This window comes from Xanthomonas arboricola pv. populi (assembly GCF_002939945.1).
Taxonomy (GTDB): Bacteria; Pseudomonadota; Gammaproteobacteria; order Xanthomonadales; family Xanthomonadaceae; genus Xanthomonas; species Xanthomonas arboricola_A.
Window position 1 is genome coordinate 43,332 of sequence record NZ_MDEB01000007.1, and the last position, 26,317, is coordinate 69,648.

Below are 26,317 nucleotides of genomic sequence, written 5' to 3' on the forward strand. Positions count from 1 at the left end.
CCTGGTCGCGCGCGCACCGCGCTGCGTTTTCAAACCACACAGGATATACGGTCGGAGCAATACCGGGCCTAAGCATTGCCCAAACCGTGCTCAGAGGTGTTGCGCCGCAGCATCCATACGCCATCGCATGGTGCATCCCGCCCGGTTAGAATGACCGCACTCCCGAGCCTGCCGCCGCGGCCGGGCCTTCCCGCAACAGCTGAAGGATCTCGTACACGATGAAAATCCTCGTCGCCTACAAGCGCGTGGTGGACTACAACGTCCGCATTCAGGTCAAGCCAGATGGCTCCGGTGTGGTCACCGACGGCGTCAAGCTTTCACCGAACCCGTTCGACGAAATCGCCCTGGAAGAGGCGCTGCGCCTGCGCGACGCCGGCATCGCCACCGAAGTGGTGGTCGCCACCCTGGCGCCGGCAGATGCGGCGGCGCATCTGCGCAACGGCCTGGCCATGGGCGCCAACCGCGCCATCCACGTGGTCACCGACGCGGCGATCCAGCCGCTGACCGCCGCGCGCACCCTGCTCAAGCTGGTCGAGAAGGAACAGCCGGACCTGGTCATCCTGGGCAAGCAGGCGATCGACGACGATGCCAACCAGACCGGTCAGATGCTGGCCACCCTGTGGGGTCGCCCGCAGGCGACCTTCGCCGGCAAGCTGGTGGTCGCCGATGGCAAGGCCACCGTGACCCGAGAAGTCGATGCCGGCCTGGAAACGCTGGAAGTGGACCTGCCGGCGGTGATCACCACCGATCTGCGCCTGAACGAGCCGCGCTTCATCAAGCTGCCGGACATCATGAAGGCCAAGAGCAAGCCGCTGGAGACCCTGGCCTTTGCCGATCTCGGCGTCGCTGCACACGACAGCCTGGCCACTACCCACTATGCCCCGCCGTCCAGGCGCAGCCGCGGCGTGATGGTCAAGGATGCCGCCGAACTGGTGGCCGCACTCAAGCAGAAGGGGTTGCTGTAATGGCCAAGGTTCTCATTGTTGCCGAACATCTCAACGGCCAGCTCAATGCGGCCACTGCCAAGACCCTGAGCGCCGCGCTGGCGGTGCCGGCCGAGTCCATCGACATCGTGGTGCTGGCGGCCGATCCGGCCGCAGTTGCGACCCAGGCCGCGCAGCTGGCGGGGGTTGCTCGCGTGCTGACGGTGGCAAACGCCGCCAATGAACACGCCATCGCGCAGGTGCTGGGGCCGCAGATCGCCCAGCTCGCCGGCCAGGGCTTCACCCACGTGTTCGGCCCCTCGACCACGTTCGGCAAGGATCTGATGCCGGTGGTGGCCGCGCTGCTGGGCGTCAACCAGGTCTCCGACCTGATGGCGGTCGAAGATGCCTACACCTTCAAGCGCCCGATCTACGCCGGCAATGCGATCATCACAGTGAAAGCGCCGGCCGACCAGGTCGTGGTCGCCACCGTGCGCAGCGCCTCCTGGCCGGAAGCGGCAGCCGGCGGCAGCGCGACGGTCGAAGCAGTCACGGTCGATGCCGCGCTGCCGACCCACACCCGCTTCGTCGGCCTGGCCGCAGGCAGCTCCGACCGCCCGGACCTGCAGAGCGCCAAGCGCGTGGTCTCCGGCGGCCGCGGCGTCGGCTCGGCCGAGAACTTCCAGCACATCTACAGCCTGGCCGACAAACTCGGCGCCGCCGTGGGTGCCTCGCGCGCCGCCGTGGACGCCGGCTACGTGCCCAACGAGCTGCAGGTCGGCCAGACCGGCAAGATCATCGCCCCCGAGCTGTACGTGGCGATCGGCATCAGCGGCGCGATCCAGCATCTGACCGGCATCAAGGACGCCGGCACGATCGTGGCGATCAACAAGGACCCGGAGTCGCCGATCTTCGAGATTGCCGATATCGGGTTGGTGGGGGATTTGTTCACGCTGTTGCCGGAGCTGGAACAAGCGTTGGGCTAACGGCCACTCTCAAGATTACGATGGCCGCCACGGCTGACGGTATACTGCGCCGTCAGCGTGGCGGCGCCACTACTCGCCGCTTTCATGCCTGATGGGGACACGCCGCGGCCGAAGCAAGTGTTGGCCCGGGACGATCGTATGGCGTCGGCGGCCTTGTAGTTGTCCAGCGCTGCATAAGGGCAACGTCGATAAATGGGAATTGGTAATTAAGTGATCATCGGTAATGGCCTGCTGGCCAGATCCTTCGCAGCAGATAGGCTCGCTGAGCTCAACGCCACGGTATTCGCCTCCGGGGTGTCCAATTCGTCCGAGACCGATCCTGCGGCATTCGAAAGGGAAGCACGTCTGCTGGTCAAGGCTCTGGACGAGGCGCGGGGCCGGTTCGTGTACTTCAGCACGTGCAGCGTGACAGACCCCGACCGCGCAGAAACCCATTACGTCCGACACAAGCTGAGAATGGAACGGCTGATTGCGGAACGGGACGAGTATCTGATTCTGCGCCTGCCTCAAGTCGTGGGACGCACCGACAACCCTCACACTCTGTCCAACTATCTCGCCAGTGGCATCCGCAACGCGGAGCCATTGCGCATCTGGGTCAAGGCAGTGCGCTGCCTGATCGACGTAGAAGATGTCGCCCGATTAACCCTTCATCTGGTTGAGCGCCGCCTCGAGGCCAATGCTGTGCTGGATCTGGCTCCGCCAGAAAACATCACCCTGCTCGAGCTGGTCTCGATGCTGGAGGCCACGCTGGGCAAGAAGGCAACCATCGACTTTGTGGACCGAGGCGGCGGTGCCATGCCTGATCCGGCGCCATTTGTTCGTTATGCAACTGCCATCGGCATTGATTCCTCTCCCGGATACATCGGCAGGCTGATCCGCAAATACTACGGAACGAGCGATGCAACCTGATATTTCCGTCGTCATCCCGGTCTATGGCAGCGCCACCATCCTGCCCACGCTTGCCGAGAAACTCGAGGAGTCGCTGACCGGACTCACCGACAAGTTCGAGGTTGTACTGGTGTACGACTGCAGCCCGGATAGTTCCTGGCAGGTCATAACAGCGCTGTGCGCCTCCCGGCCCTGGTTGAAAGGAGTCCGGCTGCGCAAGAATGCGGGGCAGCACAATGCGTTAATGGCCGGATTCGGCGTGGCACGCGGCCGTTACATCGTCACCATGGATGACGACCTGCAGCACTCGCCGTCCGACATCGGGCGCGTCGTGGCAGAGCTGCGCAGTGGCGCGGATGTTTGCTACGTGCAGTTCAAAAGCCGGCGACACGCTCTCTGGAAGCGCCTGGGCAGCCAGTTCAATGACCGCATGGCTTCGTGGCTGCTCGCCAAACCTCGCGGACTGTATCTTTCGCCATTTCGCGGTTTGATCAGCGAAGTTCGTGACGAGATATTGCGCTACGGCGGCCCCTTCGTCTATGTCGATGGCCTTATCGTCCAGAGCACCAGCAATATCACCACCATAGAAGCGGAGCACCACGCCCGAAGCGATGGCAAGTCTGGATACAGCCTACGCAAATCAATCTCGCTGTGGATGCAGATGGCCACAAGCTTCTCGATCACGCCATTACGGGTAGCGTCGCTGACAGGAATCGTCTCTTCCGGCCTCGGCTTCCTGTGCGCCATCGTGCTGATCTTGCAAAAGCTGCTTTGGCCGCATACCGTCATCGGCTGGACCTCATTGATCGTCGCGGTATTGATTATGGGCGGCATCCAGCTACTCGCGTTAGGCGTGGTGGGCGAGTATGTGGGGCGCGTGCTGCTGAACGTCAGCAATCGTCCTCAATACATAAAGGGCCAACAGCTCAACGTCGGCCAAGAGCAAGAGAACGTGCAGTGATACCGCAGCGCCATCGCGCCCTGGCCGCACGCTTTTTGCGCTTTTGCATCGTTGGCGGCGCCAGTACCGTTGCCTTCAGTGCGCTCACCTGGTTGGCTGTATCAAAGTTCGGCATGCAGCCGACCATGGCGACGGCGCTCTGCTACCTGTTGTTGGTACCAATCAATTTCGTCGCGCACCGCAGCTTTACGTTCGTCTCCTCTGGTCATCTGAGTTCGGAAGGCTTGCGCTTCATTTTGCTGCACAGCTTCAACCTCGCCTTGTCCATCATCGGGATGGGCGTGGCTGTGAACAGTCTGCATTTGCATTACGCGTGGGGGATTGCATTCTCGGCCGTCGTCGTGCCTGTCGTGGTGTTTCTCGTGATGAATTTCTGGGTCTTCAACCGAGACCGACGTCGCGATCACGTCTAACTCCAACCTACGCCGTAACTGCAACCAAACAAGCCATCGAATGTCCAACCTTCTTTCCCGCAACGACGCTTCCCAACGCACCATGCTGTTCATCGCTTGCTCCATAGCGATCGTCATGCTGCTTTGGCTTCCCTTCGGCTTCAATATGATGGGGCATATCGAGGAATGGGATCTTCTGAGCCTGTTTACTCGCCACGGCGTGTTCTACTGGGTCGGCGAGGGCGGGCCACTCCCCACTCATCGCATGCGGCCTCTCATGCTGTTGCCCAACGCGATCGCTTACCAACTATCACCAAATTCTTTTTTCGCCATGCATCTGTTGCAGATGCTGGCTTTGGCGTTGAAGGGCGTGTGCGGCGGAATCATGGGATGGTGGCTGCTGCGCTCACGATTTTACGCTGCGCTATTGGCGCTGCTGGTGATCATTTATCCCGCGGATACAATGCAGCTGTCGTTCCGCTCCTTCCATATCAACTGGTCTGTCTTGCTGGCCTTTGCCGGCGTGATAGGGATCGTGCACGCATATGAAAGTCAGCTGATAGCCGGCAAGAGCAGGACCATCCTGTTATCGCTTGTTTCCACGTCAATGATGGTTGTCGCCGCGCTGATCTATGAAGTGGCATTGGCATACGCCATCTTGCCTCTGCTGTTGCTTTGGTGTCGCTTGGGATTAGCGGAGACGGTCAAACTCCCCTTACGCCGCTGGTACGTTTCGCTGGTCTGGTGCATAGGCATATTGGCGTGTTCGGCATATATCTACTATGTTGCTAAAACTGGCTCGACCTACCAAGGGCATCTGCTAGAGAGCCAAGCCGGTGGCATTGCCTGGCTCAAAGACCGCGCCCACGTGCTGTTTTACACTGGCATCGGGCGAAGTGTAGTGGGCGGTTGGATCGACGCCGGGCGGATTCTCTTCGTCGAGTACCGCAGCTTCTGGTATCTGTCGGCGATTGCGTTGATGGCGGTGGCATCGCTCAGCTACATACGCGAACCTATGCTCACACCAACGTCGGGAAAGCAAATCGACGTACGTTGGTCGCTACGGGTGCTTTTCACCGGCGTAGCGTTTGCCGTAGTCGGCTATCTTCCCTTCCTTGCGTCGCCGGCGCATACAAGTATCAGTCAACGCACCTTCCTCTTCGCTACTCCAGGCGGAGCATTGGCGACGGTAGCTCTGGTCATGCTCCTATCTGGAGCGCGTCGAACCCTGGCGATGTTGTTGGGCACTGTATTGATCGTACTGGGCATGGCGGCGCAAATGTTCCAGTTCCATCACTACACACAGATTTCTGATACACAACGCAGAGCCCTCAAGAACGTGGCCGTAAGCCTGCCGGACATCGCCAACGAACGCGATCTCCTCATTCTTGATGGTTCCCACCAGATCAACAGCGTGTGGACGCTCCGGGAAAACATGATGAACGCCCTGACGTACTTGTACGGCAAGCCGATCAACCGGGTTCAGATCTGCAATCAACCTGAGAACGACTGGCAACACACGGATGAAAGAGGCCGCACCGGTCAGTGCGTCGAGTACCCGGATCATTGGGAGTTCAGCTCAGGCGCAACTGTTGATGGGCCCGACTATACGTCGCCGCCGCAAAGCGTTCTGTACCGCGCGGACAAGAGCAAGACGCAGATCATGCGTATTCCCGAAGACGGCGTCGTACGGCTGGGTGACGCGCGCAAAGACGAGCTTTCGTTGCGCAGCGATACCGTTTCGCAGCGCTATCGCGCCATGCTCGCCCCGTCTCCTTGGCCTCTTGCTTTCGATCAGTTCCGCCACAGAGAACGCGAGGCAAGCTTCAGGTGGGATTTCGGCCGCTGGTGGAATTTGGACGTACCTGCACCCGGACGAGGATGGCAGGATGCCCAATGGCAGCCTGAAGGGCCTGTAGAACAGGCTTCGTTCTCGTGGAACGTGGTGGAGAATCCGTGGCTTCAATTCCGCCTAAAGCCCTCTAGCGGAATGTATCGGGTTCGCGGAAAGGTCATGTCCATAGCCCCTGGCATCCACCCGGAGGAGCTCGCGGTTTCAGTGAACGGCCACGTGGTGCGGCTAAGTTGGCTCACTGCCAATGAATTTTATGGAGAATTGCCCTCATCCTTCCTAAAAGATGGCAACAACAGGGCTACCTTCGTGCTTCCAGTCGATAATCACTCATCCGGATTCGGCATGGCCTTCGATTGGATCAAATTCGCTCCGATCGAGCTGACTGACTAACTAAAAGAAATATGCATCGCTTTAAGCACAATTGGCATACGGGATTCAAAATGACTGCCGCAAATCGCGATATTAAGGCTGCACTCCTGGCTTCCGTCTTATGCCTATTACTTCCAGGCTGTACGGCAAGAGAGACTGAGTCCTCTCTGGATGCTGCTTCAACTAGGTCTGCAGTTCTTTCGGCAGGTGATAGGATAGGTCCTGCTGACCTACGGCCGTTTCTGACAAATGGCTGGTCAAGAGATGAACCGTTCGGAGTATGGTCCATTGGCGAGGATGCGGGCCTTTTAATGCGAATGGAAAAGTCGGCGACCGCAGGCGCCCGGCTTGTTATGCAGGCTGGTGGCCTATGGGCTCCACGACGCCAATCCATGGTTGTTAATATTCGTGTGAATGGCGGCAACTGGCAAAACCAGACCCTCACAGCGTCAGCGCCAGAGCCGCAACTGATCAGCATTGCTTTACCAAAGTTGGCGGCTGGCGATGAAGTCAGGGTCGAACTGCGCTTCGATCATCCAGCCTCCCCAGTCGAGCTTGGAATGTCTTCGGACGCGCGCGCTCTGGGTATTTCACTCAGGTCTATGCAGCTATTGGACCGCACGCCCTAGCAGTCGCCGGCCCTGGTCGGGCAAGCCAGCAAATGCAGTCGGACTTGACGTTACTTGACCCGTATCAGGTGCGCGCCTCTGCACCTGGTTGACAGCGCACGCCGCGGAATCATATATCTCAGATCAACCGTTGATCGCATGTCTACCAACCAACCTACGTCACGTCATACCCAACGTGACGTAGGCTGTCTGCCACATCAGTCACCGAACCTTAGACTCCTGTGCGTCGCACACGCGTAGATAGATCACGAAGCCAGCTAGCTGCCAGCATTTCGCGAGGCCGAGCTTTACTCAGCCTTCTTCGAGCATCCATTCCAGGGTTTCCCGCAGCGGCGGAGACGTCCAGCTCCCGGCAAGTTCCTGCAGCAATCCGTTATCGCCGCATAGCATCTTGACTTCATTGCTACGGACGAACTTCGGGTTCACCGAAACTTCCAATGAATGGCCAGTGATCTGTGTGCACAGGTCGATCACCTCCCGAAGGGAATAAGCCGTTCCAGAGCACACATTGACCGTACGACCGATGGCATCGGATGACTGCAATAGCTTGCCATAGGCGGATGCCACCGCCCTGACGTCGCCGAAGTCGCGCGACACATCCAGATTTCCCAACTCGATCCGCGGCTCGTGCCTGACAAAGTGCGAGACGATTTTGGGAATTAGGAAATTTTCAGACTGGCCCTTACCCGTGTAGTTGAATGGCCTTACTACGGTGATGGGCAACCGACTCTGCCAAAGCCGAATCACGTACTCCATGCTCAGTTTGCTGATAGCGTAATCGTTTGCTGGTGCAGGAGGAACCGACTCATCCAAACGCCCCTCCGAGGAGTTGCCATAAACATTGGCACTGCTGGCGATGAGGAGCCGCTCAAGAGAAATTTCAGCCTCTTCCACTGCCTGCAGCAAATGACGCGTGCCGATCAAATTTACGTTGTAGAAATCATCTGCACTTCCGTGCCCTACAAACGCAAGGGCAGCCAAGTGAATGATAATATCTGGACGGGTAGTTTTCAGCACCTCACGCAAAGCATCCTGATCAAGCAGATTGACCTGGTAATGACGGTCGACAGAGGCAAGGCCGATAGACCAGTCCGGTGCGGATTGATCGGAGCCGCCAAGCCCCAGCACTTCGCAGCCTAGATTTTTTAGTTCATCAGCCACATAGCGGCCGGTGAAACCGGACGCGCCAGTGACCAGAACCCGCTTGCCGTTCAGATCAGAACGAGAAGCCATGCTCGTTCCTCTTGAGGTCAGCCTCGACCATCATCTGGCAAAGCTGCTCCAGCGTGGTTTCAGGCTTCCAGCCGAGAACGCGAGTTGCTTTCTCAGGATCGCCGATCAGCAAATCCACTTCTGCAGGACGATGGAACTTCGCATTGATGCGCATCACTACCTTGCCGGTAGCGACATCCACTGCAGTTTCATCTGCATCCTTGCCGCGGAATTCGACGTCAATTCCAGCACCCTTGAAGGCCATGCTGACGAAGTCACGGACGGTTTCGGTACGATTTGTCGCCAGAACAAAGGTATCCGGCTCATCAGCCTGAAGCATGCGCCACATCCCTTCCACATACTCGCGCGCAAAACCCCAGTCGCGCTTGGCATCCAGATTGCCCAGTTCCAGGCATTCCAACCGTCCAAGTTTGATCTTGGCCACCGAGTCGGTGATCTTTCGTGTCACAAATTCGCGGCCGCGCAGCGGGCTTTCATGATTGAACAGAATCCCGCTGGAGCCGAAGATGCCGTAGCTCTCACGGTAGTTCACCGTCATCCAATGCGCATACAGCTTGGCAACGCCGTAGGGGCTACGAGGATAGAACGGCGTGCTTTCGATCTGCGGGACCGCCTGCACCTTGCCGAACATTTCCGATGTTGAGGCCTGGTAAAACCGGATGTCCTTGTTCACCTGTCGAATGGCTTCCAACAGGTGGACCGGGCCGATACCGGTGATGTGCGCGGTCGTCGTCGGCTGGTCGAACGAGACGCCCACAAAACTTTGAGCCGCCAGATTGTAAACCTCGGTGGCGCCCGTACTTTCAAGCATACGGATACTTGAACCAAGGTCGGTCAAGTCGTATTCGATCAGGTGTAAATTGGGGTGATTTGCAATTCCCACCTCCTCGATCCGCCAGAAATTGACCGAGCTAGTACGGCGGTATGTGCCGAACACGCGGTAGCCTTTATCCAACAACAGCTGGGCCAGGTAGGCCCCGTCTTGGCCGGAAATGCCGGTAATCAACGCAGTTTTCATCATCCCTCTCTTGGTTACTTATAAGTTCCAGAATCAAGCCGAGACTGAACGCGGCCCGTTCCGATGATCGTCGAGTCTCAGCGCTTGGCCAAAGGCTTTCCGCCCGCACCGCAAACCGTTTTCTTGCCCTGGTCCTGGCATGAAGTCAGGGGGCCATAATCGAGCGAATCCACCTTGAAGTCGCTGTACCACGCCACCGATTCCTGGACGAGGCCGATTCGCAGGGTCTTCCCAATCACTGCTTGGCTGGGCACATCTGCGATCACTTCAGCGGAACCACCCGACGTAATCCCCTCGGCAGGAAGCGGAGCGCGCAGGAAGTCCCGGTTCGAGAAATTGCCCGAATCATCCACCAAGGAAATAGCGAGATTGACCGGCAGTGTGCCCTTTGAGTTGATGGCGACCTTGCCCGAATTGGTGACAGACACTGCAATCCGTACCACTTCGCCGTTGTTGATCAGTACCGGCTCCGACGCAATGGCGTAGCGTGCGCCAACCTGCTCTTGCGTCAACGGAGTCGACATGCCGCCAGCTTCGGTGGTCTGGGCAGCCTGCTGCGGCTCGGCCTTAACTGGCTGTTCTGCCTCCGGGGCTTTTGAGCAGCCAGTGAACGCAATCACCGTCGCCAGTACGGCGACGGAGCCGAAGGAAACAGGAGATTTCATAATGTTTTTCATCGGTAAGGACCTGTGGTGGATGAGTACGCCGCTCATTATTGAGCGGCTTCTACTCGAATGAGAAGTCGGGCCGGTGAGAAGCCACGACTTTTGAACCAGCAGACCGACTCCTGGACTAGATCAATCTCCAGGTAGTAGTCACCTGCGACTGCCGGAGCGCGGACTGTGAGATCGTGAACTGCAGAAGACATCGGCGCGACAGCATCGTGAATAAAATGGCGAGGTTGTTCGGCTACCGCCGTCGGTGTTTCCGCATGAATCCAGAAGTGTCCGAGATAAATGCCAAACGGTCGCAGTGCGTGACCGAGCGGACTGAACCAGGAGTATTCGCTGTTGTTGGTCAATTCGACACGCAAGGAGACCATGCTGGACGGTTCGGCAACCAGCACCTCCTGCTCAGCAACGGCAGCCTGCCCCTGAAAGGCCTCTTCTGGCAACGGCTCACTGTAGGGATAGGGTCCCACTGTTGCCCCCACCACGCGCGCATGCGGATCCAGTTCCTGATCCTTCAATGCTGCCAGGGCCGGATTCACCCAGCGGTCTCCCCGCAAGCCGCTCAGCACATCGATTCGATGGAGTTCTTCGGCAAGCGGCGAGTCGATTTCGACTTTCAGGCTCACGATCGCATCAGCAACACGGTTCCTGAAGTCGGAAACGACACGATGGTGTCTCAGCAGACGCGCATACAGCTCAGTGGCGACGTACGGATCCAGCGCTGGCCGCCTAGCTGCATCAGAGCACTCTTCGGCCCATGCGGCATACGCTGCTGGGTCAAGTGCCAGTTGCCGCAGCAATCCTGCCAGGGCATGCGGGCATTCCGCGTCCGGTGCGATCTTCTTCACCGAAGCTGGCAACTCTGCGTACCACCCGTGATCGGATACGACGCTCGGGAGGCCAGCCTGCATCGCTTTGCACACAACTGCCGACGCTTCGCCCATCGTCGGCTCGCGCAGCGCAATCATCAGATCCGCGCGCTCAAATACCTTCCAGAACTGATCGTCGTCGACATGACCGTGCTTGACCAGCCGCACATTACGCAAGTCGGCGAGACCTTCCAACTGCAAGAGTACCGCCGTCTCCACCTGACCAGCAATCTCCAGCGTGATCGGCTCATCCAGATCGGCGTCGATCATTGCCAGTGCATGCACGACCCAATCGAAGCGGCGGTTGGTGTGCCCACCACCCAGCAGTGCGATGGTACGAAGGCCGTCGCGGACACGGTGCGGAACAACGAACGGGTACAGTTGCGGCACTACTGTGACGGGAAGCCAGGGGAAATCCCGACTGACGCGATCGGCCGCATATTGCGAATGCACCACAACCTCAGTGGCCAACTTGGTGGCCACTTGATGCAGCGGAAAACGCACCACGTCTTCCCGATTCCAGACAGGCGATCCACTACGAAGCGCCAGGCTCGCGGTCCGAACATCGGTGACCGAGCACCACTTTTCCAGCAGGCCAAGATAGTCGCCGTTGAGCAGACGGTCTTCGTCGTTAAGCACTCCAGCGGCCATGTGATGCAATACGAGGTCATGCAGATGCACGATTCCCGGCGCTGCCGCCATCAAGGGCAGCATCCAGCCGTGGAACGCCGGGTGGTTCCCCATCTGGTACACGATTGCATCGGCTTCAAGCAATCTGCCGACGACCACGGCCACTCCGAGGCGAGTGAGATCGTCCAGGGTAAATGCATCGACCTGCACGCCCTGGTCGCGCAGCAAATTCGACAGGCCTGCCGTGTACTCGGCAATGCCTGAGCGCTCCGGAGGATGCGGCCCGACCATCGCGATGCGAAACCGCGTACTCAAAGCCGGCTCTCCACCAGATTGCTTATCACACGATCCCAGGTAATGGAGGTACTCATGTGCTGACCAGCCTCGGCCAATGCGCGAAGTTGCGCAGGCCCTTTCGCATAACAATCAAGCAAGCTTTCAGCGATCGCCTCCGGCGTAGGGCTTGTGACCCAGCCGCTACCGGTTGACTCGACGATCCTGCCCACCTCACCGCTATCGTCAACCGTGATGACCGGCTTATAGGCGGCGAAGCTTTCCAATGTCGCAAACCCGTAATCCTCATCCACCGGCGAGTAGAAGACCGCACGGCAGTTGGCAATCAGCTCAAGCAGCTTCTCATCTTCCACGAAGCCTGCAAGCTCGACGCGATCCGCCAGGCCCAGCTCGTGTATCAGCGGTGCCAGAGAGTGCGCATACTCGCTGGCACCGGTTCCGGCGATGACCACCTTCGCATGGGGGACGTGCTTCGCGGCCCGAATCAGCAGGTCGGGACGCTTCATCGACTCAAGACGACCGATACACAGCACGTAGTCGCCATAGTCTCCCGAGGTGATGAATGGCGCCAGCTTCGACGGCGGATAAAGCACTTCAGAACCCAGACCGCTATAGTGCTGCAGACGGTCGGTGACCGTCTGAGAAATGGTATATCGCGGCTCGATCTCCGCCAGCAGCTCCCGATCCGAAGCTCGCAGGGCATCACGCACCGCCGAATCCTTCGCGGTCAGGTAGGGCTGATCGAAGCGCGTACGTTCCAGGTCGTAAAGCACTCGATGCTGATGCACGAGCCAAAGCGCTTTATTGGCATGCGAGGCCGCATACGTCGGATACTTGGTACAGATGCACAGGTCGATTTTTTGACCATTGCTTTCGTTCAAGTTCAACAACCTCCATGCCAGCATGGAAGACAGAATTTCTGTTTCTGGATACCACTTATATGGCAACTGCACCAGCTCTGCGACGACCTGGCGCTGCTTGCCCCACAGATTGATTTGCTTGACGAGTTCTTCGTTGAGCAGCTCCGCACCGCCTCTGACAAACGGCACTTGCGCGCCAAGCACAATAACTCTCTTCACCTACATTCCCCTTCATGATGTCCTTGCCGGTACATGGCAATCCCTGGCCCTACTTCTTCGATTTCCTGATCCGGCTACCCAACTGGTCCAGCGCTGCCAACTGTTTGTCGATTGCTACATCGGCGGGCGTTGCCACCTCGTCCTCCGCAAGCACGGGCTCTGTGCGCTCCAGTCGCCGCGGCGTCTGAGCCATAAGAGGTCCGCCACGCTTGGTCACCTTCATGGTGACCCATCTCAAAGGTGCTGTCACACGCCATGAGCGGCTCGCATGAAGCTCTCCGATCTGCCCCTCTAGGATATCCACTGCCAACTCAAGTTCACGAATACGGTTCCGTGCTTCCTCAAGCGCCCGCACACGATGGGACAGATCCAGCTGAAGCTCCTTCACCCTGCGTGCGTCCGCAGCGCTAGTGGTATCCGAACTATTGACGCGCTGAACCAGAGAAACAATTTTTGTCTGCAGTTCGTCGATGGTTGACTGGTGCTGCGTATTGACGCGCTGCATCTCCGACATGCTGACCTGCATGCCATCGCGCTCTTCGACAAGTCGACTGAGGTCAGCGGCAAGCAGTTCCGACAGTTCACGAACACGTTGACGCTCCTCCAGCTCGGACTCGAGCACCGAAATCTGCGAGACGAGCCTTGCGTTCTCAGCCTCCTGATCCGCCATGCCCTTGTTAAGCCGTTTCTCCCTGTCCTCGGCTTCTGCAGTGCGCTTTTCCAGGTCTTTTGCCCATTCCTGCAGTTGGCTACTCACCTTTTCCAGATCGCGATAGCGGTTATCGGCTGTCTCTGCTTCCAGCTGAAGGGTTGCAAGCTTTTCCTGAGCCTGCTGAGCACCTACCTGCATGCGTTCAATCAAGGATGCGCGTGCCGCGAGCTCAACACGGTCATGCTCGTTCTGCGTATAGAGGGCTCCAAGGCGTGTGTTATAGCTCAGCAACGCCTGTTGCATGTGGCTGTAAAGCGATGTCCACTCGGGCGCATGCAATGCAACGGGTTCAGAACGCGCCAGGCACTCTTGTAGCTCTGCAAATGTCCAGCGTGCCTGGTCGCTCCCAAATGCCTGAATGAAGGCATTGCGATAACGGGGAGGAAGCGTCATGAGGTCCAACGCCGGTTCCCGACCGGGACTGGCCGGAACAATGCGACGTTGCAGTATCTCCTTGGCCGTAATCAGGAAGGACAACAACAAGTCGCCCAGCCAGGAGCAGTCGGTGGCTTCGGCAGAAATGGCGCCGTAGTCGATCAGGATGGCCTTGCCTTCCTGCGAAATGAGAACATTCCAGCAGCGCACGTCATTGTGATAGAGACCCACGCGCTCGAGCATTACCAATTGCTCAAGCAATTCGGAGACTACTTTATCCGGATCATAGGGAGAGCCGTCGTCGATCAACTCCGAAAGTAGGCGCCCGCCGGCCATCTCCCTGACGAGGAACAAATCCGATGCATCGTCCAAAGCCGCAATAAGCCGTGGTACGGGATACGACGCAGGAGGATTTCTTAGGAACTCGACCTCGTTATTGAATTCCTGCCAATTTATTTCGGCGCGTCCACCGATTCCCATCGTCATCTTCTTGACGAACATGTTGTCGCCGAAATAGTAGCGTCTGCTGTACTGATGCGTCCCGCGCCCATAGGCATGCGCCTCGCCCGACCAGGAACTGAACCTGCCGACAGCCTCTCCCACATACCAGAACTTGCTGCTGGCGAAGTATAGCGGCCTGGAAATCGAAGACAGATGGGTTGCCTGCCTCGACAACAATCTGGTGAAGGCGTACTCGGTCAGCAACTCCGCGGGGTCATGCGGCAGAGAGGGCCCCCAGTACAGCGGCTCCTCACGCAATGCCAGCTCGAAGATCCCGGCGTCCGTGACCTCGGAGAGCCTGCGGCATAATCCAGCCACTCGCGCAATTCCCTGGGAATGCACCAGGTGATGAAAGACACTCAGCCCCAGGACAAGGTCGTACTGGTCTGGATCAAGCCGCGCGATAACGTCTTCCACGGTGCCGTGCTCGAAAGACGCAGCAAACATCGGGTGCTCCTGGGCCAACGTCTGGCACACATCGACGTTGAGATCCAGAAAGTCCACACCGTGAACCTGATGCCCGTCGGCCGCAAGGCTTAAGGAAAAAAATCCCTGGGCGCAGCCGAGATCCAGCACCCGCAGCGGGCGACCAAGTTCTCCCTGGAGCTTTTGCGCACACTCGCGAATCAGCACAAACCTGTCTTCGCAACCACGCGAACTTCCCTCCGAAAGCTCCGGGTGTCCGAAAATCGGCTGATATTTCTCAGGCAGAGCGGCCACGCGCGCGCCAATATGCATTGTTTCAGTCATGACTGATGTTCTCTGATGTAATGGTAGATCCCGACGCCGTCATGACAAAGCTTCTACGATTTCGAAATCGGCCTTGAGGTCCATCATCCCCCAGAACTGCATCCCCCTTGCGACGTTCAGCACGATGGCATCGTAGCGACGATCCAGCGGCGTCAATTCCACAAGCGGGTCACCACTGGAAATGCCGAGTGAGACCAGATAGTTCGCTTCATTGAGGTCGAGAGGCATGCTGAACTTGCAGACAATTACCTGTCCCGCCTTTACTGAAATCCCGGCCCGCCCTTCACTGGCAAGGAAGGAATTGGTACCGTAAAGGAATAGACCCTCGAGTGTTTTGATCAAAAACCCGGGAACTACACTGTCAAAATCCTGATCGAAGGCGATCTTGACGTAGAATACCGTCCTGGTACCACTCTCTACGCGAGCAGGAAACTCCTCCCCGCCGCTGACAACGACATAATCGAGAATTCGCGCACCGCCCTGCCCCCAACGATGTTCGCCCGCATTGTAGTAAGGACGTGCATGAAAGATATCCTCATCGCCAGCGCGCATCTGACCTGGTGCATCATCGGCCTGTGCTTGAAGCGATGCAGGCTTCTTGCCGAACAACTCGTCCAGATAAAGGTTCGAGACCTCTCGCGAAGGCCCATCCGCGTGAACGCTGCCGTCCTTGATCAGAATGGCACGATCGCAGTGTTTGACAACATCTCCGACCGCGTGACTGACGAGGATGAGCGTCATGCCCTCGTCCTTGTAAGACTGAATGCGCTTGAAGCACTTCGCCTGAAAATAGGCGTCACCTACTGACAATGCTTCGTCGACGATGAGTATATCGGGCCGAAATGCCGTGGCCACCGCAAATGCGACGCGCACCTGCATACCGCTTGAGTAGGTGCGTACCGGCTCATCGAAGTACTCTCCGATCTCGGCAAACTCCTGTATCTCGGGCAACACCTTGTCAATTTGTTCCAATGTGTAACCCATGAGCCCGGCAGAATGCTTGGCATTCTCCCGGCCACTCAGGTCCGGATTGAAACCCATGCCGAGCTCAAGAATCGCGGCGATACGGCCATGCCGGATGATTCGTCCTTCGGTGGGTTGCGATGTACCGGTGATCAACTTGAGCAATGTGCTCTTTCCGGCGCCATTGCGCCCCATGATCCCGATCGACTCACCCGGAGCGACCGAAAACCCGACATTCCGCAGAACCCAATGCTCCTCCCGCGGCTTGACCTTCAACCCGAACCAGCTGGCGGCGCGTAGCCACTCGCTACCCCAGACACGGTAGGACTTCCCAAGCCCTTCAACCATCAATACCTGGCTCATAGGGCATCCACCATTTCGGCACTCGCGCGGCGAAAAATGACCAACGACAGGGCACACAGGACGAGGGTCGCCAGCATCAGAGGGACAAGCTCGACCCACGCAGGGGAACGTCCGTAAAGAAGTACTCCCTGATATGCGCTGACAAGCGGGAACAGCGGATTGAGCTTGAAGAGTTCCTGGGTCTGCGCGGGAAGGATATCGATGGTGTAAACGATAGGCGTCACCCAGAACATTGCCTGCAGAACGACCGGCACGACCTGCCCGATGTCACGCACGAAGACATTGAAGACGCCGAGCAGCAATCCGATCGACATCGCGAAAGCCAATGTCAGCAGCATCAGCAGCGGCAGCCAGGCTGCCTGCGGCCCCAAGGTGTGCCCCAGGATAGCGAACACGATGATGATTGCCAGGAACAGCAGCAGGTTGTTCACCATGACGGTGCCGCCGGCAATGAGTGGGAGACATATCCGCGGGAAAGCCTGCTTCTTCATCAGATTGCCGTTATCCACGAACAATGAAACACACTTGCCAATGCATTCGGCAAACAGGGTCCAGCAAAGCGTTCCGGCCATCAGATACAGGGCGTAAGCAAACTTGTTGTTGACGCCTGGCAGCTTCGCGGCCAGCACCTCGGAAAGAATCGTCGCAAAGATCAGCACCTGCATGAGCGGGTGGATGATCATCCACAATGCGCCGAGTTTGCTGCGCAGGAAGCGCAGACGCAGGTCATTCCTGATCGACGACAGGATGAAGTATCGGAAGGCCCATACGGACCGGATCATGTCCAACGTTGCTACCTCTGAAAGTGTTCACTACTTCGGTGAAGCGGGGTAACCAGATCGCTACATCACAGGGTCGACAAAACCAGTCACCGTCAGTGCGTTGACGCGACCACCTTCGCAGCCCTTGCCAGCAGGTGCTCCGCTACGCTTCGGGGAGCGAGCCTTGCGCAGATATCGGCCCTGGCTGCTTCGCCCAGCCGCCGCGCCTGTAACGGGTCGTCCGCAAGCCGACGCATCGCAGCTGCGGCAGATGCGATGCTCGGCTCTGCCCAGCGCGCGCCATCCGACTCCGGATATCGGCCAGCAACCGGCACCAGGTCGTAGTCTACGAGGCAGGAGTTGCTGTCCGTCATGAACTCCATGTTGCCCGACCAGCCCGTTGCAATGACCGGCTTACCGAGTGACATGCACTCGGCAAGCCCCAACCCGAAGCCTTCGGCCCGATGCAGCGATACATACACGTCACAGCATCGCTGCAGCGCACGCACATGCATCCTGTCGATCACCTCGTCCCGCAGCAGGATCCGCTTGTCAGCCGCGACCAGGCTCAGAAGTTCTGCCATCTGTTCGGGGTACATATGCCCATTGCTTGACTTCACGACCAGACGCACGTCGTCACGGCCGTCGGGAAACGCATGCTTGAACGCATTGACCACGGCCTGGGGATTTTTCCTGGCGACGAAGGAATGGAAATCGAAGGTGAAAAGAAAGACGAAGGTTTCCGTCCCCAGCCCGAAGTCCTGTCTCTGCAAGCCGCTATCACGCTGATCAGAGAGCGGCAGCGGAAGTCGCATGATCGGCTTGTCGGTAACGCCGCGAAATGCATCCTCGATGAACCGTGAGGCCACCATGATCTCGTCCACCAGCGCAATGGCACTCAGCCAACTTGGCGGAATCACTTCAAGTTCCCAGAACCAGCACGCAATGACGTAATGCCCTTCCATGCGGGCCCGGCCGATCTTCTCGAACGCGGCTTCAAGGTAGTCGGGGTTGACGAAGACAACGGTGACCTGGTGCGGCATGCGCTGGTCGATGAGACCATCCAGACTCCGGTCGTCCCAGGAGTGCGCAAGCCCCATGTCCAGGTCATACAACGACACGGGAACGCGCGCGCTGATCAGCGCACGCGCATACATCCTTGCGCTCTCCGCCAGCCCGAATTCGCCACGGAGATAGCCGACAATGTTGATCCCCACCGATGGAATCCGGGTGACGGAGATATCAGCGTCCATCGGCAAGGAAGCGTCAGCGCCTTTCGCGCACAGCTCCCAGGCGGCGGTGCGCTGAAACCGCGTTTGAACCAAAGAGCGGGCGGACAGCGTGGAAGAAACGCGGTCGCGCCAACGCTGCGGGAAAACGCGATAGATACGCTGCAACCAGGACTGTTGGCGTACCCACGACTGCAGGCGAAGGCCGGCCAGCCCGCTCCGCCAATACGCGAACAAGTCCTGTCGTTGCGGCGACGCAGTCATGAAGAACGAGACGCCTCAAGGGCACGTTCCAGATCCCCGCGCAAATCCCCCACATCCTCAACCCCCACGCTCAACCGCACCAGCGCATCGCTGATGCCAAGCTGGTCGCGGCGGGCCACGGGGATGGAGGCATGGGTCATGACGGCGGGATGGTTCACCAGGCTTTCCACGCCGCCGAGCGATTCGGCCAGGGTGAACAGCGCGGTCTTCTCGCAGAAACGCTTGGCCGCGTCGAAGCCGCCCTTGAGCACGATCGAGACGATGCCGCCGAAGCCGGACATCTGGCGTTGGGCCAGTGCGTGCTGCGGGTGCGAGGCCAGGCCGGGGTAGATCACCTTTTCGATTGCGGGGTGGGTGTCCAGCCATTGCGCCAGCGCCTGGGCATTCTCGCAATGCGCGCGCATGCGCAGCGGCAGGGTCTTGAGGCCGCGCAGGGCCAGGAAGCTGTCGAAGGGCCCTTGCACGCCGCCGATGGAGTTCTGCAGGAAGGCCAGTTGCTCGGCAAGTTCGGCGTTATCGCCGACCACCGCGATGCCGCCCACCATGTCCGAGTGACCGTTGAGGTACTTGGTGGCCGAGTGCACGACGATGTCGGCGCCCAGGCTGAGCGGGCGTTGCAGCATCGGCGAGGCGAAGGTGTTGTCGACCACGATCAGCAAGCCGCGCTTGCGCGCGATCGCGGCGATGGCCGCGATATCGACCAGCTTGAGCATCGGGTTGGTCGGGGTCTCGATCCACACCATCCTGGTCTCGGGGCGGATCGCCGCTTCGAACGCGGCCGCATCGGTCAGGTCGACGAAGCTGAAATCCAGGCCGGCGGTGCGGCGACGCACGCGCTCGAACAGGCGGAAGGTGCCGCCATACAGGTCGTCCATCGCCACCACGTGGCTGCCGGCGTCCAGCAGTTCCATCACCGTGGAGGTGGCGGCCATGCCGGAGGCGAACGCGAACGCACGCGTGCCGCCTTCCAGCGACGCGACGCAGCGCTCATAGGCAAAGCGCGTGGGGTTGTGGGTACGCGAATACTCGAAGCCCTGATGCTCGCCAGGGCTGGACTGCGCGTAGGTGGACGTCGCATAGATCGGCGGCATCACCGCCCCGGTGCTGGGATCCGGCGACTGCCCTCCATGGATCGCCAGCGTCGCGAGCGAGAGTTCGCGCTCGCCATCGTGGCTGGGTGTGGTGCGATTGGACATGGAGGTTCCCGGACAAAGTGGCGGATTGTAACAAGCAGGTCTGAATGGCCGGTGCCGCGCGTCCCATCCGGGCGCGCGGCGCTACGCGGTCACTGCACGCGGCGGCGCAGGTAGTTGAGCAGGTCGATGCGGGTGATCAGGCCCAGGAACTGGTTGCCGTCCATAACGATGGCGACCTGGCCGCGGTCGAACACCGGCAGCAGCGCTTCGATCGGCGAGGCAACATCCAGACGATCGAGCTTGCTGACCATGGCGGTGGAAATCGGATCGCGGAAGCGCGCCTCGTCGCCGTACACATGCAGCAGCACGTCGCTCTCGTCGACGATGCCGACCAGCTCACCGTCATCGATGACCGGCAGCTGCGAGACGTCGTACAGCTTCATGCGCTGGTAGGCAGTGGTCAGCAGGTCCTTCGGCCCGACCACCACGGTGTCGCGCTTGTTGTACGGGCGCAGGATCAGGTCGCGCAGATCGCCATGCTGCGGGCGCTCCAGAAAACCGTTGTCCAGCATCCAGTAGTCGTTGTACATCTTGGACAGGTACTTGTTGCCGGTATCGCAGACGAACACCAGCACGCGCTTGGGCGTGGTCTGCTCGCGGCAATACTTCAGTGCAGCGGCCAGCAGGGTGCCGGTGGACGAGCCGCCCAGGATGCCTTCTTTGGCCAGCAACTCGCGCGCGGTGTGGAAGCTTTCCGCGTCGGTGATCGAATAGGCCTTCTTGACCCGCGAAAAATCGGAGATATCCGGCAGGAAGTCCTCGCCGATACCTTCGACCAGCCAGCTGCCGGATTTCTCGCTGACCGTGCCCTCTTCGATGTACTGGGTCAGGATCGAGCCGACCGGGTCGGCCAGCACCAGCTCTGTCTGCGGCGATGCGGTGGCGAACGCGCGCGACAGGCCGGTCATGGTGCCGGAGCTGCCGCAGCCGAAGACGATCGCGTCCAGCTTGCCGTCCATCTGCGCCAGGATTTCCGGGCCGGTGCCGAATTCGTGCGCAGCCGGGTTGTCCGGGTTGCCGAACTGGTTGATGAAGTAGGCGCCCGGGGTCTCGGCGGCGATCTTGGCGGCCAGGTCCTGGTAGTACTCCGGGTGGCCCTTGGCCACGTCCGAACGGGTCAGCACCACCTGGGCGCCCATGGCCTTGAGGTTGAAGATCTTCTCGCGGCTCATCTTGTCCGGCACCACCAGGATCAACCGGTAGCCCTTCTGCTGGGCCACCAAGGCCAGACCCAGGCCGGTGTTGCCGGCAGTGCCTTCGACCAGGGTCGCGCCGGGAGTGAGGTCGCCGCGCTGTTCGGCCGCTTCGATCATCGACAGGCCGATACGGTCCTTGATCGATCCACCGGGGTTGGCCGCCTCCAGCTTGAGGAACAGCTCGCAGACGCCGGTGTCCAGGTGCTGTGCCTTGACGATCGGCGTGTTGCCTATCAGTTCGAGTACGGAGGAATGGATCGCCATCGGAATATCGTCACTGCGTCGCGCGGGGCTTGGCCGCCCATTATCCGACGAACGGCTGGGGAATGCTCATTCAGACTGGAACCGATCGCGCCGGCTCGTGAACGAACGGGCTCAACGAGCGCTGCAAGGACCAGCAACGACCTGACTGCGCGGTCGTCAGGCGGGCGTTCGCCCCAGCTTGCGAGCCGCGTGACACGAGGGTTGCGCAGATAAAGACGCGGACGGTGGCAAGCCGACGAGGAGGCCGCCACCGCCCGCGACGGTGAACTTGTTCTAACGGTGGGGAAGGATCAGTGGGTGAGCTGGTCGTACATCCGGGTGAGCTTTTCTTTCGCCTGCAATTTCTCGCGCTTCATCTGGCCCAAGGTCACGTCGTCGATGGGGAGCACCCCGAGTTCGGCATCCATGCATTTCTTGTTCAAGAGCTTGTGGCGTTGGTACAGCTGCTTGAACTCGGGATCGGACTTGACCAATGCGTCGATTTCGGTCTGCGGTTGCCCTTCGAACATGGCGTTACCTCCTTCACTTGAAACACTTAAAACAAGAACGCCCCGGCCGCGGGCGGCACGGGGCGCTGCTTGGGGATGGAAGACTCGCGGATCACAATGGCAAGCGCACTGGCGGTACCGACAAGCTGTCCACCGAATCGCGTTGATGCGTGCCCTTGCGTCACTGGCCCGGCCCTCCGTACTTCCAGGCAGCGGAGTGCTGCCCGGGAGTACGACCCTACGCCGGTCGCGGAGGGGGTTCAAGGCCAGAACGGCCGCTTTTGCCGTTCCCTGCGTCAATCGGTGACCGCGGTTCAACCGGCCGTCATGCCCGGGTTAAAAGACCTTAACTTCCAACCACTTGCATTACGGCGAGACAACGACCTCGGCAGCGCGCGTCTTGCTGGCGGCGGCCTTGGTGCCATTGACCTGCAGACGCGCACTGGCAACGCCGGCGGCCACCAACGCGTCGCGCACCGCTTCGGCCCGCTTCTTGGCCGTGGCCGCATCGCTGTCGTAGCCGACGATGCTGACCCGGCCCTTCTTGCCGATGTTCAGATACTCGGCCAGCGCCTTGGCCTGCCCTGCGGCATCGCCGGACAGCGCGGCCTTGCCACCGAACGCGCCACTGCCCAGCGAAAACACTTCGCCGCGGCTGTCGAACTTGGCGGACGGCAACTTGGCCCCGGACACCAGCTCGGCTTCCTCGTGCGCCAGTTGCACCGCTTTTTGTTGGGCCGCATTGAGCTTGGCGGTCTGCTTGCCGGCCACGCTGGTCAGCGCCAGCTCGGCGTCCTGGCGGGCCAGGGTCTCCTGTTCGGCAGCCTGGCGCATGCGCTCGGCCTCTTCGGCCTGGATCTGCGCCTGCACGCGCAGACGTTCAGCTTCCTGGCGCGCGCGTGAGGCGTCACGGCGGCTGGCCTCGATCAGCAGGTCGTTGCGGGTGCCTTCCAGCCGATTCAGCTCGCGCCGCGCCAGCGCGGTGCGGGCGGTGAGTTCGGCGATTTCGACCCGGCGGTCGGCCAGAAACACCAGTTCGTCGCGGTCGCGCCGCTTGGCCTCGGCCAGCGCCGCCACGCTCTGCTGCGCCTGCAGCCGCTCGAAGCGGGCCAGTTCATTGGTCTGCGGGTCGCTCTGCAGCGCGGTCAGGCGCCGGTTGAGCGCGTCGGCCTGCGGGTCGTCCTTGGCGGCCATTGCCAGCGGCGGCAGGGTGGCCAGGCTCAGCACACCGAGATAGAGAAACGGACGCAGTTTCATCGACCAGCCTCCCCGGTGTTGAGGCTGTTCTGCAGTTGCGCCACTTCCTTGCGGCGTTGTTCCAGCTGGGCGGCGACGACCGCGTCTTCGCTGCGCGCCTTGGCCAGATCGGCGTCGGCCGCTGCGCGCAAGGCGATCTGTGGCACCTGCTTGCGCTGGCGCTTGTCCAGTTGCGCCTGCTGGGCCTGCATCAGTTCCTGGCGGGCCAGGTTGACCAGATCGGGGGCGTATTGGTCGGCATCGGCCTGGGTGGCGCGTTGCACGGCCTGTTCGGCGGCGGTGAGCTCCGGTGCCACCTGGGCAGCAGCAGGAGAGGAAACAACCATGAAACAGGCGATGCCATACAGGGATCGCCGCAAGTATGCGAAGCTAGCCGTCATTAGGGGAGCCGTAGCGAGAAGTCTCGAGCACGGCCATTGTCGGAAGCCTGCGGCGGACTTGCAACGAGACGCTGCTGTTTGTTGGGGAACCATTGCGCATGGATATCGGCTACTTCCTGAAGCTGATGACCGAAAAGAATGCCTCGGACATGTTCTTGACCACCGGCGCGCCGGTGTACATCAAGATCGAAGGCAAGCTTTACCCGCTGGGCAATACGGGGTTGCCGCCGGGAATGGTCAAGAGAATCGCTTATTCATTGATGGACGAAGGCCAGGTACCGCAGTTCGAGCGCGAACTGGAGCTCAATATGGCCATCGCCCTGACAGACGCCGGGCGCTTCCGCGTGAACGTGTTCAAGCAGCGCGGCGAGGTAGGCATGGTGATCCGCGCCATCCGCAGCCGGATTCCCAGCATCGAAGAGCTGAATCTGCCGCAGGTGCTCAAGGACGTCATCATGACCCCGCGCGGACTGGTGCTGGTGGTCGGCTCGACCGGTTCGGGCAAGTCGACCTCGCTGGCCTCGATGATCGACCACCGCAACAGCACCACCACCGGGCACATCCTCACCATCGAGGATCCGATCGAATATCTGCACAAGCACAAGATGTCGATCGTGAACCAGCGCGAGGTGGGCCTGGACACCCATGCCTTCCAGAGCGCGCTGAAGAACGCGATGCGCGAGGCGCCGGACGTGATCCTGATCGGCGAGATCCTGGATGCCGAGACCATGGAGGCGGCGATCGCCTTTGCCGAGACCGGTCACCTGTGCCTGGCGACGCTGCACTCCAACAATGCCGACCAGACCATCGAGCGCATCCTCAATTTCTTTCCCGAGAGCGCGCACAAGAACGTGCTGATGAACCTGGCGCTGAATCTGCGCGCCGTGGTGTCACTGCGTCTGGTCAAGGGCGTGGACGGGCGCCGCCGGCCGGCGACCGAAGTACTGCTCAATACGCCGATGATCCGCGACCTGCTGCGCCGCGGCCAGGTGCACGAGGTCAAGCAGGCGATGGAAGAATCGCTGGAAGAAGGCATGCAGACCTTCGACCAATGCCTGTTCCGCATGGTCAAGTCCGGCGAAATCGAGCAGGAGGAAGCGCTGCGCGCGGCCGACTCGCGCGATGGCCTGGCGCTGAAGTTCCGCCTGTCCGAAGGCGGCTCCGGCGAGCACGACCCGTACGCGGATTACGAAACAGCAGCGGCACCGAAGATCAGCCACGGCTTTATCTGATTGATCCGGTGGCGAGACGCGGCATGCGCCAGGACTGATTGATGGATCACGGCTGCCGGCGCTGGGGTTTCCGGCGTGCTGGCGCTGCTGCAGGCACCCTCATCCGGCGCTGCGCGCCACCTTCTCCCGCTCGCGGGAGAAGCAGAAAGACGTCGGTAACACGGAACGTCAGTACGGCCCAGGGGCAGCGCCGCTGCGGTTGGAGGCGCCTTTTCCAGCGTTGCGGCCTTCTCCAGCGCGCATGACCTGCTCCGAAGCACACACCTGCCTTCTCCAGAACGTATCACCTGCCTTCTCCAAAGCCCGTCACCTGCGTTTTTCCAAGCCCCCGCCCAGGCGTTTTCCGAAGCATCTCGACCGACGTTGCAATCCCCTTCTCTCATTGATGGCGACACCAGGATCGGCAGTCGCGCAAAGCGGTAAGCCATTCGCCCGGAATGCCTGGCCGGAAGCTGGCGCCTCGGTGTTCCGGCATACCCTTCTCCCGCGCGGCGGGAGAAGGTGCCCGCAGGGCGGATGAGGCGCCTTAATGCGCCAGCGGTGAGCCAGTTCCCGGGAGTGCCTGGCCGGAAGCTGGTGCTTCGGTGTCCCCGGCATACCCTTCTCCCGCGCGACGGGAGAAGGTGCCCGCAGGGCGGATGAGGGCCTTGATGCGCCAGCGGCGAGCCAGTTCCCGGGAGTGCCTGGCCGGAAGCTGGTGCTTCGGTGTCCTGGCATACCCTTCTCCCGCGCGGCGGGAGAAGGTGCCCGCAGGACGGATGAGGGCCTTGATGCGCCAGCGGCAAGCCAGTTCCCAGAAGTGCCTGGCCGGAAGCTGGCGCGTCTGTGTCCTGGCGTACCCTTCTCCCGCGCGGCGGGAGAAGGTGCCCGCAGGGCGGATGAGGGCTTCATACCCTTCCCTCAGGCCACCGCATCCACCTGCATTTCCGGCCGTGCCACATCGAATGCCGATAACGCCAGGCAGGCCTGCTCGATGCGTTGCAAGGTCGGGTACGGCGCCAGATCGACCTCGAAGCGGCGTGCGTTGTACAGCTGCGGAATCAACACGCAATCGGCCAGACCTGGCGTATCGCCATGGCAGAAGCGCCCGGTGTGCGCATCGCGCGCCAGTTGCGTTTCCAGTGCGGTGAACCCGCGCTGCATCCAGTGCCGGGTCCAGTGCTGACGTTGCGCGACGTCCAGCGCGAACGCGCGCTCCAACAGTTGGGTGACGCGCAGGTTGTTGAGCGGATGCACATCGCAGGCGATCGCCTGCCCCAGGGCGCGCACGCGAGCGCGCTCGGCCGGCGCGGCGGGGAGCAGCCGCGCGCTGTCCGGGAACGCGTCTTCCAGATACTCCAGGATCGCCAGCGACTGCGGAATCACCACCGCGCCGTGCCGCAACGTGGGCACCAGTTCCTGCGGGTTGAGCTGCGCATAGGCGGGGGCGTGTTGCTCGCCGCCATCGCGCACCAGGTGCACTGGATGCGCTAGGTAGGCCAGCGCCTTCAACTGCAGGCCGATGCGCACGCGATACGCGGCGCTGGAGCGCCAGTACGAGAACAGTTCCAGTGGCGCACTCATGCCCTTTCTCGCGTGCGGTGTAGTGC

22 protein-coding genes are annotated in these 26,317 nt (G+C 60.4%); 7 read left to right on the forward strand and 15 right to left on the reverse strand.

Features of this window, described 5'->3' with window-relative positions:
• Positions 1-218 precede the first annotated feature (218 nt).
• The 6 genes from XaplCFBP3123_RS16850 to XaplCFBP3123_RS16875 all read left to right on the forward strand — a co-directional run bounded on the left by XaplCFBP3123_RS16850 (position 219) and on the right by XaplCFBP3123_RS16875 (position 6,395).
• On the forward strand, positions 219-965 hold the full coding sequence (locus XaplCFBP3123_RS16850) for an electron transfer flavoprotein subunit beta/FixA family protein (RefSeq protein ID WP_104535079.1): 747 nt from the start codon (positions 219-221) through the stop codon (positions 963-965).
• On the forward strand, positions 965-1,909 hold the full coding sequence (locus XaplCFBP3123_RS16855; protein ID WP_104535080.1) for an electron transfer flavoprotein subunit alpha/FixB family protein: 945 nt from the start codon (positions 965-967) through the stop codon (positions 1,907-1,909). The genes XaplCFBP3123_RS16850 and XaplCFBP3123_RS16855 overlap by 1 nt, the downstream gene beginning before the upstream one ends.
• Positions 1,910-2,119: 210 nt before the next feature.
• The gene (locus tag XaplCFBP3123_RS16860; protein WP_104535081.1) at positions 2,120-2,818 is read left to right on the forward strand and encodes an NAD-dependent epimerase/dehydratase family protein; all 699 of its coding nucleotides are present in this window, start codon (positions 2,120-2,122) and stop codon (positions 2,816-2,818) included.
• Complete coding sequence (locus tag XaplCFBP3123_RS16865) at positions 2,808-3,758, forward strand: glycosyltransferase family 2 protein (protein ID WP_104535082.1); 951 nt, start codon at positions 2,808-2,810, stop codon at positions 3,756-3,758. Before XaplCFBP3123_RS16860 ends, XaplCFBP3123_RS16865 begins: the two co-directional genes overlap by 11 nt.
• Entirely contained in the window at positions 3,755-4,171 is a 417-nt protein-coding gene (locus XaplCFBP3123_RS16870; RefSeq protein ID WP_172453335.1) for a GtrA family protein, read from the forward strand. Before XaplCFBP3123_RS16865 ends, XaplCFBP3123_RS16870 begins: the two co-directional genes overlap by 4 nt.
• Positions 4,172-4,211: 40 nt before the next feature.
• The gene (locus XaplCFBP3123_RS16875; RefSeq protein ID WP_104535084.1) at positions 4,212-6,395 is read left to right on the forward strand and encodes a hypothetical protein; all 2,184 of its coding nucleotides are present in this window, start codon (positions 4,212-4,214) and stop codon (positions 6,393-6,395) included.
• A gap of 899 nt (positions 6,396-7,294) precedes the next feature.
• On the opposite strand, the gene XaplCFBP3123_RS16880 is transcribed toward XaplCFBP3123_RS16875, so the two are convergent.
• From XaplCFBP3123_RS16880 to XaplCFBP3123_RS16945, 14 genes are all read right to left on the reverse strand, one after another.
• Positions 7,295-8,236 carry an NAD-dependent epimerase/dehydratase family protein gene (locus XaplCFBP3123_RS16880; protein ID WP_172453336.1) on the reverse strand — a complete coding sequence of 314 codons (942 nt, stop codon included), beginning with the start codon at positions 8,234-8,236 and terminating at the stop codon, positions 7,295-7,297.
• Positions 8,220-9,254, reverse strand: a complete 1,035-nt coding sequence (gene gmd, locus XaplCFBP3123_RS16885; protein WP_104535085.1) for a GDP-mannose 4,6-dehydratase — start codon at positions 9,252-9,254, stop codon at positions 8,220-8,222. The genes XaplCFBP3123_RS16880 and gmd overlap by 17 nt, the downstream gene beginning before the upstream one ends.
• 77 nt (positions 9,255-9,331) lie before the next feature.
• On the reverse strand, positions 9,332-9,967 hold the full coding sequence (locus XaplCFBP3123_RS16890; RefSeq protein WP_253254229.1) for a glycosyltransferase: 636 nt from the start codon (positions 9,965-9,967) through the stop codon (positions 9,332-9,334).
• The gene (locus tag XaplCFBP3123_RS16895; protein ID WP_104535086.1) at positions 9,967-11,715 is read right to left on the reverse strand and encodes a glycosyltransferase; all 1,749 of its coding nucleotides are present in this window, start codon (positions 11,713-11,715) and stop codon (positions 9,967-9,969) included. The genes XaplCFBP3123_RS16890 and XaplCFBP3123_RS16895 overlap by 1 nt, the downstream gene beginning before the upstream one ends.
• A 20-nt stretch (positions 11,716-11,735) precedes the next feature.
• Positions 11,736-12,797, reverse strand: a complete 1,062-nt coding sequence (locus XaplCFBP3123_RS16900) for a glycosyltransferase family 4 protein (RefSeq protein WP_104535087.1) — start codon at positions 12,795-12,797, stop codon at positions 11,736-11,738.
• A gap of 49 nt (positions 12,798-12,846) precedes the next feature.
• Positions 12,847-15,135, reverse strand: coding sequence for a methyltransferase domain-containing protein (locus XaplCFBP3123_RS16905; protein WP_253254230.1), 2,289 nt, complete (start codon positions 15,133-15,135; stop codon positions 12,847-12,849).
• 39 nt (positions 15,136-15,174) lie between these two features.
• Positions 15,175-16,461, reverse strand: coding sequence for an ABC transporter ATP-binding protein (locus tag XaplCFBP3123_RS16910; RefSeq protein ID WP_104535088.1), 1,287 nt, complete (start codon positions 16,459-16,461; stop codon positions 15,175-15,177).
• A complete protein-coding gene (locus XaplCFBP3123_RS16915; RefSeq protein ID WP_172453337.1) occupies positions 16,458-17,243 on the reverse strand; it encodes an ABC transporter permease in 786 nt (261 codons plus the stop codon). The genes XaplCFBP3123_RS16910 and XaplCFBP3123_RS16915 overlap by 4 nt, the downstream gene beginning before the upstream one ends.
• Positions 17,244-17,335: 92 nt before the next feature.
• Complete coding sequence (locus tag XaplCFBP3123_RS16920; RefSeq protein ID WP_104535090.1) at positions 17,336-18,715, reverse strand: glycosyltransferase family 4 protein; 1,380 nt, start codon at positions 18,713-18,715, stop codon at positions 17,336-17,338.
• Positions 18,712-19,911, reverse strand: coding sequence for a cystathionine gamma-synthase (locus XaplCFBP3123_RS16925; RefSeq protein ID WP_104535091.1), 1,200 nt, complete (start codon positions 19,909-19,911; stop codon positions 18,712-18,714). Before XaplCFBP3123_RS16925 ends, XaplCFBP3123_RS16920 begins: the two co-directional genes overlap by 4 nt.
• A gap of 89 nt (positions 19,912-20,000) precedes the next feature.
• A complete protein-coding gene (locus XaplCFBP3123_RS16930) occupies positions 20,001-21,371 on the reverse strand; it encodes a pyridoxal-phosphate dependent enzyme (protein WP_104535092.1) in 1,371 nt (456 codons plus the stop codon).
• Between the two features lie 290 nt (positions 21,372-21,661).
• The gene (locus tag XaplCFBP3123_RS16935; RefSeq protein ID WP_002814034.1) at positions 21,662-21,880 is read right to left on the reverse strand and encodes a YdcH family protein; all 219 of its coding nucleotides are present in this window, start codon (positions 21,878-21,880) and stop codon (positions 21,662-21,664) included.
• A gap of 345 nt (positions 21,881-22,225) precedes the next feature.
• Positions 22,226-23,116: a hypothetical protein gene (locus tag XaplCFBP3123_RS16940; RefSeq protein ID WP_104535093.1), complete on the reverse strand. Its 891-nt coding sequence runs from the start codon at positions 23,114-23,116 to the stop codon at positions 22,226-22,228.
• Positions 23,113-23,496, reverse strand: coding sequence for a DUF4398 domain-containing protein (locus tag XaplCFBP3123_RS16945; protein WP_104535094.1), 384 nt, complete (start codon positions 23,494-23,496; stop codon positions 23,113-23,115). Before XaplCFBP3123_RS16945 ends, XaplCFBP3123_RS16940 begins: the two co-directional genes overlap by 4 nt.
• 98 nt (positions 23,497-23,594) lie before the next feature.
• Here XaplCFBP3123_RS16945 and XaplCFBP3123_RS16950 point away from each other — a divergent pair, with 98 nt between their 5' ends.
• Positions 23,595-24,728: a PilT/PilU family type 4a pilus ATPase gene (locus XaplCFBP3123_RS16950; RefSeq protein ID WP_104535095.1), complete on the forward strand. Its 1,134-nt coding sequence runs from the start codon at positions 23,595-23,597 to the stop codon at positions 24,726-24,728.
• A 900-nt stretch (positions 24,729-25,628) separates the two neighbouring features.
• Here XaplCFBP3123_RS16950 and maiA read toward each other — a convergent pair.
• A complete protein-coding gene (gene maiA / locus XaplCFBP3123_RS16955) occupies positions 25,629-26,291 on the reverse strand; it encodes a maleylacetoacetate isomerase (RefSeq protein WP_104535096.1) in 663 nt (220 codons plus the stop codon).
• Between the last annotated feature and the right edge of the window lie 26 nt (positions 26,292-26,317).

Coding starts and splice junctions, on each gene's coding strand:
- XaplCFBP3123_RS16850 (WP_104535079.1), top strand. CDS start 219: ATGAAAATCCTCGTCGCCTACAAGCGCGTGGTGGACTACAACGTCCGC.
- XaplCFBP3123_RS16855 (WP_104535080.1), top strand. CDS start 965: ATGGCCAAGGTTCTCATTGTTGCCGAACATCTCAACGGCCAGCTCAAT.
- XaplCFBP3123_RS16865 (WP_104535082.1), top strand. CDS start 2,808: ATGCAACCTGATATTTCCGTCGTCATCCCGGTCTATGGCAGCGCCACC.
- XaplCFBP3123_RS16875 (WP_104535084.1), top strand. CDS start 4,212: ATGTCCAACCTTCTTTCCCGCAACGACGCTTCCCAACGCACCATGCTG.
- XaplCFBP3123_RS16880 (WP_172453336.1), bottom strand. CDS start 8,236: ATGGCTTCTCGTTCTGATCTGAACGGCAAGCGGGTTCTGGTCACTGGC.
- gmd (WP_104535085.1), bottom strand. CDS start 9,254: ATGAAAACTGCGTTGATTACCGGCATTTCCGGCCAAGACGGGGCCTAC.
- XaplCFBP3123_RS16890 (WP_253254229.1), bottom strand. CDS start 9,967: ATGAGCGGCGTACTCATCCACCACAGGTCCTTACCGATGAAAAACATT.
- XaplCFBP3123_RS16895 (WP_104535086.1), bottom strand. CDS start 11,715: ATGGTCGGGCCGCATCCTCCGGAGCGCTCAGGCATTGCCGAGTACACG.
- XaplCFBP3123_RS16905 (WP_253254230.1), bottom strand. CDS start 15,135: ATGACTGAAACAATGCATATTGGCGCGCGCGTGGCCGCTCTGCCTGAG.
- XaplCFBP3123_RS16910 (WP_104535088.1), bottom strand. CDS start 16,461: ATGAGCCAGGTATTGATGGTTGAAGGGCTTGGGAAGTCCTACCGTGTC.
- XaplCFBP3123_RS16915 (WP_172453337.1), bottom strand. CDS start 17,243: ATGATCCGGTCCGTATGGGCCTTCCGATACTTCATCCTGTCGTCGATC.
- XaplCFBP3123_RS16920 (WP_104535090.1), bottom strand. CDS start 18,715: ATGACTGCGTCGCCGCAACGACAGGACTTGTTCGCGTATTGGCGGAGC.
- XaplCFBP3123_RS16925 (WP_104535091.1), bottom strand. CDS start 19,911: ATGTCCAATCGCACCACACCCAGCCACGATGGCGAGCGCGAACTCTCG.
- XaplCFBP3123_RS16930 (WP_104535092.1), bottom strand. CDS start 21,371: ATGGCGATCCATTCCTCCGTACTCGAACTGATAGGCAACACGCCGATC.
- XaplCFBP3123_RS16935 (WP_002814034.1), bottom strand. CDS start 21,880: ATGTTCGAAGGGCAACCGCAGACCGAAATCGACGCATTGGTCAAGTCC.
- XaplCFBP3123_RS16940 (WP_104535093.1), bottom strand. CDS start 23,116: ATGAAACTGCGTCCGTTTCTCTATCTCGGTGTGCTGAGCCTGGCCACC.
- XaplCFBP3123_RS16945 (WP_104535094.1), bottom strand. CDS start 23,496: ATGACGGCTAGCTTCGCATACTTGCGGCGATCCCTGTATGGCATCGCC.
- XaplCFBP3123_RS16950 (WP_104535095.1), top strand. CDS start 23,595: ATGGATATCGGCTACTTCCTGAAGCTGATGACCGAAAAGAATGCCTCG.
- maiA (WP_104535096.1), bottom strand. CDS start 26,291: ATGAGTGCGCCACTGGAACTGTTCTCGTACTGGCGCTCCAGCGCCGCG.